The sequence below is a fragment of the Falsiroseomonas sp. HW251 genome (genome assembly GCF_050563545.1).
Taxonomy (GTDB): domain Bacteria; phylum Pseudomonadota; class Alphaproteobacteria; order Acetobacterales; family Acetobacteraceae; genus Falsiroseomonas.
Genome location: NZ_JBNXUM010000003.1, coordinates 1 through 13136, shown reverse-complemented (window position 1 = coordinate 13136; position 13136 = coordinate 1). Strand labels below are relative to the sequence as shown.

Here is a 13136-nt window from a genome sequence, read left to right as displayed (position 1 = left end):
TCCAGTTTTATCCGAGCCATTCGTCGCCTGCCGGACGGCCATGCGTCAATCCAGAGTCGCGCACGCAGCGTTAACCATCCTCCCTCAGTTTGAGAGGGTGTCCACCGCACCGGCCCGATCCGACTCCGCCTCCTTCATGGCCCCGACCCATGAAAGGCTGCCCGACCCCAAGCGGTTCGACCCGGTGCGCTTCCCCGGCACGGCGGGGGACGAGGCCTGGCCGCCCCCGCGATTCGACTTCGAGGCAGCCTGGCTGCGCGAGCAGGGACTCGCTTTCGAACGCGATGCGGCGGGGGGGATTGGCGTGGTCCGGCCCTTCGCGCATCTGCGCATGGTCGTGGACCTCGAAAGCGCGCACCAGCTTTTCGACATCGAGCCCGGCACGCGCGATTTCCGCCTGCTGCGCCTGATCCCGCCGGCGCTGCGCTGCGTGGACCGGATCCAGCCGGGCGATCCCGTGCCCGCCGTGCTGCTCGACGACGACGCCGAACTGCCGGAGGATCATCACCTCTACGCCGCGACCAGCGCCCTCGTCGCGCGGCTCGCCGCCACCGCGGGGGAGGAAGGCCTGGCGCTGGCGGATGCGATGCGCCGCGTGCCGCCCGGCGCCGACATGTTCGAGCAGGCGGTGGCGCAATGCATCACCCAGGGCGGCTTCTCCATGGCGACGATGGCGCCGCTGGCGCGCCGGCTGCAGAAGCTCTCGAACGCCCATGCGCGCGTGCTGCAGGTCGCTGCCGCCCAGCCCGACTACTCCGCGATGGAGCGGATGCTGCGCCGAGCCCGCGATTCGCTCGGCGCCGACCGGCGCTGGGCCGGGGACCTGCTGACCCGCGCGCTGGACGCGCTGCTGCCGCAGATAGGCCGGCCGCGGCAGACCGCGGAATGGCTGCTGGCCCAGGCCGGCCTGGCGATGCGGCGCGAATCCCCGATCGATTCGCCGACGCGGCTGATCCGCGAGCAGGAAGGCTACCGCGACCGGCTGCTCGACCTCGGCGTCTTCTGGCGCCGTCTCGCCGCGGCCTGGCTGGCCGTGGACCCCGACACCACCGACCGGCGCGAGATCGAGGCGCTGGCCCGCAACGCGCTGCGCCGCTTGGCGCTGGTGCCGCTGTATCGGATGGAGGCCGGAAGTTAACGCAGCGCCGCGGCCTGCTGGAACAGCGTGGGCGTGCCGCCGGAATGCAGGAAGGCCGCCGCGCCACGGCGCGGCACCAGCCCGCCGACCGCGCCGGCGAGCCCCGCCATCGCCTTGGCGGTGTAGCTGGGGTCGAGCGCCAGGCCCTCGGTCCGGGCGGCCAGGCGCAGGGCGTCGAGACCGTCGGGGCTCGGCTTCGCATAGCCCGGAGCGATGCGGTCGTCGGTGATCGTCACGCGGTCCATCGCGCCGGCAGCATCCCAGCCCAGCAGCGCGGCGGTGCGGCCGACGACCTCCTCGACCCAGGGGCGCAGCCGGGAGACCGGCTGCTGGACAGACACGCCGAGCAGCCGCACGGGAAGCCCGAGTTCCGCGAAACCCAGCGCCAGCCCCGCCAACGTCAGCCCCGATCCGCAGGCCAGCGCCAGCAGGTCCGGCGCGCTGCCCGCGCGGTCGAAATCCTCGACCAGTTCCTCGGCCGCCAGCGCCCAGGCCGAGGCCGCGAGTGCCGCGGTCTCGCCGGGCAGCTGCACGACGAAGGGCACGCCGCCCTCCGCGCGCACGGCATCCGCCATCGCATCGAGCTCGGCGGTGATCGCGGGGTCCCAGGGATCGGTCGCGTCGGTCCAGGCGATCTCCGCGCCGAACAGCCGCATCAGCAGCAGGTTGCCGGTCTCCTCCATCCCGCCGGCGCGCCGCAGCAGCAGGCGGCAGCCCATGCCGGCGCGCGCGGCGCAGCCCGCCAGCGCGCGGCAGAAATTCGACTGGCTCGCCGCCGTGGTCAGCACGGTGTCGGCGCCGGCCGCGCGCGCGGCGCCCAGGATCAGCTCGATCGAGCGGATCTTGTTGCCGCCGAGCGCGGCACCCGAGAGGTCCTCGCGCTTCACATGCAGCCGCCCGAGCCCGAGCGCGGCGGCCAGATGCGGCGCGGCCTCATAGGGCGTTGGTCCGGCAAGCAGCGGGAAGCGCGGCATGCGCCGATCCTGGCGCGCGCTACCCCTCGACGTCCAGAGCGTAACCCGCGGAGCGCACGGTGCGGATCACGTCGATCTCGCCATCCCCGTTCACGGCCTTGCGCAGCCGGCGGATATGCACGTCGACCGTCCGCGGCTCGACATGGATGTCGCGGCCCCAGACGCCGTCCAGCAGCTGCTCGCGCGAGAAGACGCGCCCGGGATGCTGCAGGAAGAACTCCAGCAGCCGGTATTCCGTGGGACCGAGATGCAGCGACCGCCCGCCCCGCGTGACGCGATGCGCGTCCTGGTCCATCACGATGTCCTGCCAGTTGAGCCTTCCCCTGGCTGGCGCGGCGCCCGACCGGCGCAGCAGCGCGCGGATGCGCGCCAGCAGCGCGTCCATCGCGAAGGGCTTGGCGATGTAGTCGTCCGCGCCGGTGTCCAGTGCGCGCACCGCGTCCTGGTCCTCGCTGCGCGCCGTCACCATGATGATCGGCAACTCGCGCGTGGCGGGCTTGCGGCGGATCTGGCGGCAGACCTCGATCCCCGACAGGGTCGGAAGCATCCAGTCCAGCAGGATCAGGTCAGGTGTCCTTTCGGAGACGCGGAGCAGCGCTTCCTGGCCGTCGGCGGCTTCCTCAACCCGGAAGCCCTGCTTCTCCAGGTTGTAGCGCAGCAGCGTCAGCAGCGGCGCCTCGTCCTCCACGACCAGGATGGTCGGCTTCGCGAAGCCGCTCGCCTCGGCCATCGCGCCTTACTCCGGCGGCCGGATGACGGCATAGGCCGAGGCGTCGGCCTTGGGGCGGTCCTCCGGCAGGCTGTCGCCGCGCACGGCGTAATGCACGGTCTCGGCAATGTTGGTGGCGTGGTCGCCGATGCGCTCGAGGTTCTTGGCGATGAAAAGGAGGTGGATCGCCGCGGTGATGTTGCGGGGATCCTCCATCATGTGGGTCAGCATCTCGCGGAAGATGCCATTGTAGACGTTGTCGATGGGCTCGTCGGAGGCCCAGACCCGCTGCGCCGCGTCCGCGTCGTCGTTCACCAGCGCGTCGATGGCGAGCTTCAGGTTCTCCTGCACCATCACCGACATGCGCTGGAAGCCGTTGAGGCTGCCGAGCGCGGGCTGCTGGGCCAGCACCACGCTGCGCTTGGCCCCGTTGCGGGCGTAGTCACCGATCCGCTCGAGGTCGTGGCTGACCTTCATGGCCGCGACGATGAAGCGGAGATCCTGCGCCATGGGCTGGCGGGTCGCGAGGATGCGGATGCAGAAGGCCTCGATCTCGCGTTCCAGCTGGTCGAGCGCGGCGTCGCGCGCGACGACCTCGGCCGCGAGCGCGGCGTCGCGGCGGGCCAGCGCCTGGGTGGCGTCATGCACCTGGCGCTCCGCGAGCCCGCCCATGCGGGCCACCATGTCGCGGAGCCTGCGCAGCTGCTCATCATAGGAACGCACGATGTGGTCGGCCCTGTCGGTCGGCATGGCGGGGGTCTCCTCAGCCGAACCGGCCGGTGATGTATTCCTGGGTGCGGCGTTCCTTTGGCGCGGTGAACATCCGCGCGGCCGGCGCGACCTCCACCAGTTCGCCGAGGTAGAAGAACGCCACCTGGTCGGCACAGCGTGCGGCCTGCTGCATGTTGTGCGTGACCATCGCGATGGTGAAGTCGCGCTTCAGCTCGTCGATCAGCTCCTCGATCTTCAGCGTGCTGATGGGATCGAGCGCGCTGGTCGGCTCATCCAGCAGGATGACCTCGGGCCGCACCGCGATCGTGCGCGCGATGCAAAGCCGCTGCTGCTGCCCGCCCGAGAGGCCGAGCGCGGAGGCATGCAGCCGGTCCTTCACCTCGCACCAGAGCGCGGCACGCGTCAGCGCCCATTCCACGCGGTCGTCCATCTCCGACTTCGACAGCCTCTCGTGCAGCTTCACGCCGAAGGCGATGTTCTCGTGGATCGTCATGGGGAAGGGGGTGGGTTTCTGGAACACCATGCCGACCTTGGACCGAAGCTCGTTCAGATCCACGCCGCCATCGAGGAGGTTGGCGCCGTCCATGATCACCTCGCCCTCGGCGCGCTGGCCGGGGTAGAGGCTGTACATCCGGTTCAGCACGCGCAGCAGCGTGGATTTGCCGCAGCCCGACGGCCCGATCAGGCCCGTAACCTGGCGGTCCGGCAGTTCGAGGTTGATGCCCTTCAGCGCCTCGTTCTCGCCGTACCAGAAGCGCAGATTGCGGATGGAGATGCGGGAGACCGCGTTGACCGCGGTGTCGGAGCGTGCCTGCACGCCGCCGAAGGGGGCCTCGATCGCGGAGGCGTCGGCCATGGTCAGGGTTCCGGTCATTGTCGCGAGCGGATCAGCGCGCGGGCGAGGATGTTGATGGCGAGCACGCCGAGCGTGGTGATCAGCGCGCCAGTCCAGGCGATGGCGACCAGGTCGGGAAAGCCCGAATTGGCCTGCTGGTAGATCGCGATCGGCAGGCTCGACATGGCCTGGCCAAGATCGGCGGTCACGACGTTGTTGCCGAAGGAGGTCAGCAGCAGCGGCGCCGTCTCCCCGGTGATGCGCGCCACCGCGAGCAGCCCGCCCGTGACGATGCCGGACAGCGCGGCGCGGTAGCAGACGAGCACGATCATCTTCCATTTCGGCGCGCCGAGCGCGATCACCGCCTCGCGCAGCGCAACGGGGATCAGCTGCAGCATGTCCTCCGTCGTACGGACGACGACGGGGATGACGATGATCGCAAGCGCCAGCGCGCCGGCCAGGCCGGAGAAGCCGCCCATCGGCAGCACCACGAGCTGGTAGATGAAGAGTCCGATCAGCACCGACGGCGCGGAGAGCAGCACGTCGGAGACGAAGCGCACGGCGTTGCCGAGCGGCGAGTTGCGCGCGTACTCCGCGAGATAGGTGCCGACGAGCAGCCCGATCGGCGTGCCGATCAGCGTCGCCGCGCCGACCTGGATCAGCGTGCCGACGATCGCATGCAGCAGCCCGCCCGTGGGCAGGCTGTCGTCGCCATAGGTCGTGGGCTCGAAGGCGCGGGTGAAGATGGTGGGCGCCATCGCCTCCAGCCCCCGCCAGGCCAGCGTCAGCAGGATGGAAGCTAGGAAGAACAGCCCGACCGCGGTCGCGCCGATGCAGAACCAGCGGATCGCGGCGTCCACCAGGCGCCGGCGCCGGTTCAGCCGCGCGGCAACCTCGAGATCCTTGGCCGATCGAAGCGCGGGGCGCTGCAGGGTCGTCGCCGACATCGCCTCAGCCCTTCAGCCGCGAGCGCAGCAGCCAGCGCGACGCCGCGAGCACGAGGAAGGAGATCACGAACAGCAGGAAGCCCAGCGCCAGCAGCGCCGACTGCTTCAGGCTGCCCGCCAGGCTTTCCGGGAATTCCAGCGCGACGACAGAGGCGATGGTGTTGGAAGGATCGAAGAGCGAGCCCGGGAGCCGGTTCGCGTTGCCGATCACGAAGGTCACCGCCATCGTCTCGCCGAGCGCGCGCCCGAGCCCCAGCATGATCCCGCCGACGACGGAGATCCGGGTGTAGGGCAGCACGACGCTCCGGATCACCTCCCACCGCGTCGCGCCCAGGCCATAGGCGCTTTCCTTGTAGACGGGGGGCACCTGCGAGAAGACGTCGCGCATCGTCGCCGCGATGAAGGGCAGGATCATGATCGCGAGCACGAGCGAGGCCGCGAAAACCGAGGTGCCGGCGTAGTTGTCGCTCGCGAAGATCCATCCGATGACGGGGATCGCCGCCAGCGTCTCCCCGAACGCCAGCTGGATGTGCACCTGCACGAAGGGCACGAGGACGAAGAGGCCCCACATGCCGTAGATGATGGACGGCACCGCGGCCAGCAGCTCGATCGCGGTGCCGACGGGGCGGCGCATCCAGGGCGGCGCGAGCTCCGTCAGGAAGACCGCGACGCCGAAGGCGACCGGCACGGCGGCGAGGATCGCCAGCACCGCGGTCAGGAGCGTGCCCAGCACCGCGACGACGGCGCCGTAGCTCTCCCGCCCCTCGACGGGGTTCCAGTCCGTGCTGGTGAGGAAGCGCAGCCCGAACTCGCGGAAGACCGGCAGCCCGCCCAGGAACAGCGTCAGGATGATCGCGCCGAGGATCCCCAGCACCAGCAGCCCGGCGCCGCGGCACAGCGCTTCGAAGACGCGGTCGCCAACGCTGCCGGAGGATCGGCGCGCGGCGGCAGGGGCGATGGCGAGCGACACGCCGTCAGCCGACCGGCCAGAGCGCCCGGCCGCTTGGCGCGCGCAGCCGGGTCCAGGCGCCGCGCACCTGGTCCTGCACGGCCTCGGGCAGCGGGATGTATTCCAGCCGCCGCGCGGCCTCGGCGCCGTTGCGGAAGGCCCAGTCGAAGAAGCGCAGCGCGTTGCGCAGCGTCTCCGCCTTCTCCGCCGTCACGTCGGTCGGCACCAGGATGAAGGTCGGCGAGACGATCGGCCAGGTACCGGCGCCGCCGAGGTTGATCAGGTCGGCCGCAAAGCCTGGCACGTTCCAATCCGCCTGCTGCGCGGCCTCGATGAAGTTGGCCATCTCCGGCTTCACGAAGTTGCCGGCGCGGTTGCGCAGCTGCGTCGAGACCAGGCGGTTCACGGTGGCATAGGCATTCTCGGTGTAGCCGATGGCGCCCGGCGTGTTGCGCACGGCGTTGGAGACGCCCTCGTTGCCGCGCTGGCCCTGGCCCTTCGGCCATTGCACGGAGGTCCCGGCTCCCGGCCCGTCCTTCCAAGCCGGGCTCAGGCGGGCGAGGTAGCTCGTGAAGACGAAGGTCGTGCCGGAGCTGTCGGCGCGATAGACCGGGCTGACCGGCAGGTTCGGGATGCGCAGGCCCGGGTTGAGCTCGGCGATCTTCGCGTCGCTCCAGCGGGTGATGGTGCCGAGGTAGATCTCGACCAGCACCTCCGGCGTCAGGCGCAGCGCGTTGTCGGCGACGCCGGGGATGTTCACGATCGGCACGACGGATCCCATCACCGTCGGGAATTGCATGAGCCGGCGCTCGGTGAGCTGCGCTTCCGGCAGGGGCGCGTCGGTGGCGCCGAAATCCACGGTGCGGTTGGTGATCTGGTTGATCCCGCCGCCGGAGCCGATGGACTGGTAGTTCAGCGTGACGCCCAGTGGCTCCCGCGCCGCCTGGCCCCAGCGTTCATAGACCGGGCGGGGGAAGGTGGCGCCGGCGCCGGTGACCGTGGCGGCCTGGGCCAGGGCGGGCCGCAGCCCCATCGCGCCGAGAGCCGCACTGCTGCCGAGAAGAAGGGTTCGCCTGTTCAAGCGGAGTCGCTCCGGTCGTGCGGACGCCTTCTAGACCTCCGCCAAGACCGGGCGATTGCAGTTTTGTGACAGAACGATGACGACGCGCCGGCGGATTGGTCAGCCCGCCGGCGCGTCCCCGAGCGGCAGGGCCATCTCGCAGCGGTTCCAGCCCTCGGGCAGCCGCTGGTAGGACCGGATCTCCGCCATGCGCCGCACCAGCGACAAGCCGAGCCCACCGACCTTGTCGTCGTCGAGGCTCGGCGCCGCGGGTTCCGGCGCCTCGCGCGGGTCGTACGGGGCGGAGGCGTCCTCGATCGTGAGCAGCAGCGCGTCCGGCGTGATCTCGACCGAGACCTTCGCCGGCGGCGGCGCGCCGTCGAACCGGCCGTGCATGATCAGGTTGGCCAGCAATTCCTCGACGATCAGGCGCAGCTTGTAGCAGGCCGCAGGCGGTACGCCGCGCTCCTCGAGGAACGCGGCGATCTCGTCCTGCGCCGCCTCGACGGCGGCAATGTCGAGCGGGACGTCGCGCGTCAGGGTGGGTGCGTCAGGCCGCAATCTTGGCCATTGCCTCCGGCTCGGTCGCGACATGCGGCAGCACGGCGTCGAGCGCCATGGCGGTCAGCACCTCGGCCACCATGGGCTGCGCGCCGAACAGCACGACCTTGCCGCCGCGGCGGGTGACGACCCGGGCCGATGACAGCAGCAGCCGGATGCCGAGCGAGGAGAGGAATTCAAGCTGGCGCATGTCGAGGATCGCGCTCTTGCCCTCGGCGGCGACGGCGGCGGTGAAGGGTGCCTCGACGCCACCGACGGTCGCCGAATCCAGGCGGCCGACCATGACGAGCTTGTTCACCGTCGGGCTGACTTCCACCACTTCGAATCGCACTGCGAACCCTCCGCCATGGCCCTGGCCGGCCTCGTTGCCGGCCGGTGACCGGTCGAGCGAGGATGCTATGCCAGACCCGCAGGGGTTGCCTAGCGTGATCGGCTTTCCGCCAGATGGTCGAAGCGGTGGCGGTAGGTGCCGAGGCCCTGGGTCTGGCCGCGCAGCTCCAAAATGAGGTCGTGCAGCTCGGCCGCCGGGACCATGGCCTCCACCTGGTCCCAGCCGGGCCGGGCGGGGTCCTCGGCATAGCCCAGGATCTGTCCCCGGCGGCCGGTCAGCAGGCGCTGGGCGGCGGGGGTGAAGGCCGAGGGGACCTCGACCGTCACCTGCTCCACGGGCTCGAGCAGCACGGGCTCGGCCTTGGCCAGCGCCTCCTGCAGCGCCATGCGCGTCGCGGTCGCGAAGGCCATATCGGAGCTGTCTACGCTGTGGAAGCCGCCATCCACCAGCGTCACCTCGATATCCACGACGGGGTTGCCGAGCGGGCCCTTGCGCGCGGCCTCCTCCGCGGCGTCGCCGCAGGCCGGGATGAACTTGCGCGGGATGGCGCCGCCGACAATGCGGTCAACGAAGGCGAAGCCGGTGCCGCGCGGCCGGGGCGCAACTTCGATCGTCACATCGGCGAACTGGCCGTGGCCGCCGGTCTGACGCTTCAGGCGGGCGTGGTGGCGGACCTGGCGCTTGATCGTCTCCCGGTACGGCACGCGCGGGCGGTGGGTGGCGAGCTTCACGGTCTGCGCGAGCTTCTCGACCGCGGCGCGGAGATGCTGCTCGCCCTGGCCGCGCAGGATGGTCTCGCCGGTCTCGGCGGCCTGCTCGATGATGAGCGAGGGGTCCTCCTCCACCAGCCGGGTCAGGGCGGCGCCGAGCCTCACCTCGTCCTTGCGGTCCTCCGGCTCTAGCGCCAGGGCATAGGTCGCGGGCGGCGGCGCCGGGAAGGGCAGGCGTGGCCCGCCCAGCGTGTCGCCGGTCGCGGCCTGGTCGAGACGGCCGAGCGCGACGACGTCGCCGGCCACCGCGTCGCTCGCCTTGATCGGCTCGCCGCCGGGGAACCGCCAGAGGCCGCCGATGCGCTGGCCGTCCAGCGCACCGCCGTCCTTCACAGCGCCGCGCCACAGCCTGACGTAGCTCAGCCGCCCGGCATGGCCGGCCTGGACCGTGCGGAAGACCTGGGCGAGGGGCTCCGCGCCGGCGGGGACGCCGTGGCGCGCGGCGGTCTCGGCGACGTCGGGCGCGTCGTGGCGCAGCGCCTTCCACAGGCGCCGCACGCCGGAGGCATGTTCCGCGGCCCCGAGCAGCACGCCGATGGCATGGCCTGCGGCTTCCTCGGCATGCAGCGGGCGGTAGAGGGCGGCGGCGTCCGGCGCCCGGTCCTCGACGATAGCCTCCAGCAGGGCGTCGTCGGCGTCGGCGAGCGCCTCGGCCAGCGCGGCGCGCGCCTCGGCCTCGGCGCCGCGCATCGCTTCGGGGAAGGGGGCGGGCTCGGAGGCCGTGCCGTTCACGAAGCGCCAGGCGCGTTCGCTGATGAGGTCCACATAGCCGACGATCCGCTCGCCCTCGCGCCAGGGCAGGTGGCGCAGCAGCAGGCGCCGGCGGGTATGAGCCTGCAAGGCCTCCACCAGCTCAGGCGGGGAGGCCGTGAGCGTGTCGAGCTTGTTCACGAAGACCACGGCGGGGATGTCGAGCTCCTCGACCTGGCGCAGGCAGGGCGCGGCCATGCCGGCGCGGGCGGGGTCGGGGTCGACCACCACCACGGCGATGTCGGCTACCGCCAGCGCGCAGGTCGCGGCATGGCCGAACTCGATCGAGCCCGGGCAGTCCAGCAGCGTCCAGGGGTCGCCGAGGAAGCTCGCCTGACCGACCCGCATCTCGGTGCCGGCGTGATGGGTCCTGCCGTTGCCGCTGCGGCGCGTCGGGTGGCCGGCGGCGCCGAGCATCGCGTCGAACAGCGCGGACTTGCCGCTGGCGTAGGGACCAATCAGCGCGGCGACCCTGGGGCCGTGCGTGCCTGGGGACATGGGCGCCTTCCTCCGCGGCCGTGCTCGGCCGTGCTGCTAGGGCGGGGTCCCCGTCGGGTCGGGGGACCCGTCAGCGCGACGATAACGCAGGCCGGGCCGGGGGCGAGGAAAAACCGCGCGGGTGGCCGGCACGGGTCGGCCATGCGAGGGTCCGGCCGAGGAGGAAGCCCGCATGATCCTGGACCCCGAGCCGACCGCCCCGCTGCCCTCCCCCGCCGCCAGGCTGCGCGCCGTGCTGGATCGCAAGGGCATCGCGGTGGTGCCGGGCTGCCATGATGCGCTCGGCGCGCGGCTGATCGCGCAGGCCGGTTTCCCTGCGGCCTTCCTCTCGGGCTACGCCGTCAGCGCGGCGCGCCTGGGGCTGCCGGATGCCGGCCTGGTTTCCTACCGGGAGTTGCTGGATGCGGGGCGGGAGGTCTGTGCGGCGACCGACATCCCCGTGATCGGCGACGCCGACACCGGCTTCGGAAGCCCGATCAATGTGCGGCGCACCGTCGCCGGCTATCACCAGATCGGCTTCGCCTGCGTGATGATCGAGGACCAGGTCTTCCCCAAGCGCTGCGGCTTCGCCCAGGGGCTGGAAGTCGCGCCGCGCGAGGAGGCGCTGATCCGACTGCGCGCCGCGCTGGAGGCGCGCGATGCGATCCGCCGGGCGGGCGGCGACCTGCTGGTGATCGGCCGCACCGACAGCCGCGCCGCGGTCGGGCTCGAGGAGGCGCTGTGGCGGGCGGAGGCGTTCGCCGATCTCGGCGCCGACGTCGTCTATTTCGAGGCGCCGGCGAGCACGGCGGAGATGGAGGCGCTGCACCGCGTCACGCGCGGCGTGCCGACCATGCTCGCCCAGATAGAGAAGCCCGGCCGCGTCTTCCTGACGGCGACGGAAGCGGAGGCGATCGGCTACCGCATCCTGCTGCTCGGCGTGACGCTGCTGAACGCGGTGATCAAGGCACAGAAGGACGCGCTGGCGCTGATCGCGTCCGGCGGCCATCCCGGGCCCGACCGTCTGCTGCCCTTCGACGAGCTCTACGACACTGTCGGCTTCAACGCGTACTACGCGATGGAGAAGCGCTACGCCCGCTGAAGCTGCGTGGCGGCGTACGCGGCGATCTCGCCCGCTGTCGCCACGAAAACCCCCTCGCGCCGCGCCAGGTCCTCCAGGCTTTCCCGCAGATACCGCACGCGATGCGGCGCGCCGAGCATCCAGGGATGCACCCCGATCCCGAGCACGCGCCCGCCGCGCTCTTCGCTCTCCAGCCGGTCCAGCGCGTCCCGGATCAGCCCGGGCCAGCGCGTCACGGGCACGCGGCGCAGCCAGAGCGTCTGCACATCGTCCCACTCGCCCGGTGGCGGGAGCGCCAGCAGCCCCGAGGCATGACGGTAGGGCTCGTCGTCATTCGCCCAGTCCAGCGAATACGCGAAGCCGGCCTCGGCCAGCAGCCGCGTCGTGCGCTCCGTCGCGCCGTGGTCCTGGCCGAGCCAGCCGGTCGCACCAGGCCAGATCGCGGCCAAGCCGTCGCGCGCCTCGGCGATCGCGGCACGCTCCTCGGCCTCGTCCAAGCGCGCGGTGATCATGCGTGAGGCCGAGATGCCATGTGCCACCGGCTCGAAGCCGCGCGACGCGCAGGCCGCGATGAGTTCGGGATGCCGCCGCGCCGCGAGCAGGTTCACGGCGACGCCGGCCGGCAGCTTCAGCGCGTCGAGCAGGTCCAGGATGCGCCAGGCGCCGATGCGGTTGCCGTAGTCGCGATAGGAATACGAATGCCAGTCCGGCGTGCCCGTGAAGAAGGCGCCGCGAAAGCGCGGGTCGCGATGCGCGTCGGCGGGCGGCTCGATCTCGGTGTGCTCGATGTGCAGCAGGATATAGGCCGCGACGCGCCTGCCGCCGGGCCAGCGGAAATCCGGGCGCGCGGGCTGCGCGGCATAGGGATGGATCGCGTGATCCGGGCCGCGCGCGATCATCGCGCGGCCGCCACGGCGGCGTCGTAGTGGTGGGCGAGGTACCAATCCGCCATCTCGGCGCCGGTCGCGAACCAGACGCCGTCGTGCCGGCGCATATGGGCCAGGATCGCATCCAGATACATCGCGCGGTGCGGCCGGCCCATGATGTAGGGATGCAGCGCGACGCACATCACGCGCGGCTGCGCCTCTCCTTCCGCGTACAGCGTGTCGAACATGTCGCGCGCGGCCCCGGCGAATTCCTCGCCGTCCATCGCGCCGGCGCCGATCGCGACGGCGTCGTTGAGGTCCATCTGGTAGGGCAGCGTGATCAGCCGTCCGCGGCGCACGCGCACCGGCGTCGGCTGGTCGTCGTGGTAGAGGTCGCAGAGGTAGTCGATGCCGGCCTCCGCCACGAGATCGGGCGTGCGCAGCGTGTTGGACGCCGCCGGCGAGAACCAGCCGCGCAGCCGCTTGCCCGACAGGCGCTTCCAGGCCGCGACGGAGGCCTCGATCTCCGCGCGCTCCTCCTCCTCGGACAAGCCCCAGTGGTAGCGCGTGTTGAAGAGGCCGTGGCTGAAGACGTCCCAGTCGCGGGAGAGGATGGCGTCCAGCACCTCGGGGAACATGTCGCCGACGGCCATGGAGAAGGAGACGGTGCCGCGGATGCCGTGGGCGTCCATCACCTCCATCATCCGCCAGAGCCCGGCGCGGTTGCCGTAGTCCTTCAGCGAATAGGACAGCACGTCGGGATGCGGCGTGCGCGGCCAGGGGTCGCGCTGGCGGATCAGGGCGGGCTTGAACTCGTAATGCTCGATGTTCGGGCAGACCCAGACTGCGATCCGCGCGCCGCCCGGCCAGGTCAGCCTGGGCCTTAAGGGCAGGGGGGCGTGGAGGAGGCGGTCTTCGCCGGCGATCACGGGGCCTCGGGGGCTGTTTTACGATTT

General features: G+C 71.5%; 14 protein-coding genes. 2 read left to right on the top strand and 12 right to left on the bottom strand.

Annotated features, from left to right (window positions below; translation table 11 throughout):
• Positions 1-136 precede the first annotated feature (136 nt).
• Positions 137-1138, top strand: coding sequence for a hypothetical protein (locus ACLF3M_RS03670; protein ID WP_430655493.1), 1002 nt, complete (start codon positions 137-139; stop codon positions 1136-1138).
• On the opposite strand, the gene ACLF3M_RS03665 is transcribed toward ACLF3M_RS03670, so the two are convergent.
• The 10 genes from ACLF3M_RS03665 to ACLF3M_RS03620 form a co-directional block, all read right to left on the bottom strand.
• Positions 1135-2112 carry a 1-aminocyclopropane-1-carboxylate deaminase/D-cysteine desulfhydrase gene (locus ACLF3M_RS03665; RefSeq protein WP_430655492.1) on the bottom strand — a complete coding sequence of 326 codons (978 nt, stop codon included), beginning with the start codon at positions 2110-2112 and terminating at the stop codon, positions 1135-1137. The two genes, ACLF3M_RS03670 and ACLF3M_RS03665, sit on opposite strands and share 4 nt — an antisense overlap.
• Positions 2113-2131: 19 nt before the next feature.
• Positions 2132-2842, bottom strand: coding sequence for a phosphate regulon transcriptional regulator PhoB (gene phoB, locus ACLF3M_RS03660; protein ID WP_430655491.1), 711 nt, complete (start codon positions 2840-2842; stop codon positions 2132-2134).
• A gap of 6 nt (positions 2843-2848) precedes the next feature.
• Entirely contained in the window at positions 2849-3571 is a 723-nt protein-coding gene (gene phoU / locus ACLF3M_RS03655; protein ID WP_430655490.1) for a phosphate signaling complex protein PhoU, read from the bottom strand.
• A gap of 13 nt (positions 3572-3584) precedes the next feature.
• Positions 3585-4409 carry a phosphate ABC transporter ATP-binding protein PstB gene (gene pstB, locus ACLF3M_RS03650; RefSeq protein WP_430655489.1) on the bottom strand — a complete coding sequence of 275 codons (825 nt, stop codon included), beginning with the start codon at positions 4407-4409 and terminating at the stop codon, positions 3585-3587.
• A gap of 14 nt (positions 4410-4423) precedes the next feature.
• Entirely contained in the window at positions 4424-5335 is a 912-nt protein-coding gene (gene pstA, locus ACLF3M_RS03645; RefSeq protein ID WP_430655488.1) for a phosphate ABC transporter permease PstA, read from the bottom strand.
• A 4-nt stretch (positions 5336-5339) separates the two neighbouring features.
• Entirely contained in the window at positions 5340-6305 is a 966-nt protein-coding gene (gene pstC / locus ACLF3M_RS03640) for a phosphate ABC transporter permease subunit PstC (protein WP_430655487.1), read from the bottom strand.
• 4 nt (positions 6306-6309) lie between these two features.
• Positions 6310-7365: a phosphate ABC transporter substrate-binding protein PstS gene (gene pstS / locus ACLF3M_RS03635; RefSeq protein ID WP_430655486.1), complete on the bottom strand. Its 1056-nt coding sequence runs from the start codon at positions 7363-7365 to the stop codon at positions 6310-6312.
• Positions 7366-7464: 99 nt separating this feature from the next.
• The gene (locus ACLF3M_RS03630; protein WP_430655485.1) at positions 7465-7905 is read right to left on the bottom strand and encodes an ATP-binding protein; all 441 of its coding nucleotides are present in this window, start codon (positions 7903-7905) and stop codon (positions 7465-7467) included.
• Positions 7895-8236, bottom strand: coding sequence for an STAS domain-containing protein (locus ACLF3M_RS03625; protein WP_430655484.1), 342 nt, complete (start codon positions 8234-8236; stop codon positions 7895-7897). Before ACLF3M_RS03625 ends, ACLF3M_RS03630 begins: the two co-directional genes overlap by 11 nt.
• An 89-nt stretch (positions 8237-8325) precedes the next feature.
• Entirely contained in the window at positions 8326-10254 is a 1929-nt protein-coding gene (locus tag ACLF3M_RS03620) for an elongation factor G (RefSeq protein WP_430655483.1), read from the bottom strand.
• Between the two features lie 172 nt (positions 10255-10426).
• Between ACLF3M_RS03620 and ACLF3M_RS03615 the strand changes: the two genes are divergently transcribed.
• Positions 10427-11335, top strand: a complete 909-nt coding sequence (locus ACLF3M_RS03615; RefSeq protein WP_430655482.1) for an isocitrate lyase/PEP mutase family protein — start codon at positions 10427-10429, stop codon at positions 11333-11335.
• Here ACLF3M_RS03615 and ACLF3M_RS03610 read toward each other — a convergent pair.
• Together ACLF3M_RS03610 and ACLF3M_RS03605 are read right to left on the bottom strand one after the other, a co-directional pair.
• Positions 11323-12213 carry a polysaccharide deacetylase family protein gene (locus ACLF3M_RS03610; protein WP_430655481.1) on the bottom strand — a complete coding sequence of 297 codons (891 nt, stop codon included), beginning with the start codon at positions 12211-12213 and terminating at the stop codon, positions 11323-11325. The genes ACLF3M_RS03615 and ACLF3M_RS03610 overlap by 13 nt on opposite strands.
• Positions 12210-13109: a polysaccharide deacetylase family protein gene (locus ACLF3M_RS03605; protein WP_430655480.1), complete on the bottom strand. Its 900-nt coding sequence runs from the start codon at positions 13107-13109 to the stop codon at positions 12210-12212. Before ACLF3M_RS03605 ends, ACLF3M_RS03610 begins: the two co-directional genes overlap by 4 nt.
• Positions 13110-13136 lie beyond the last annotated feature (27 nt).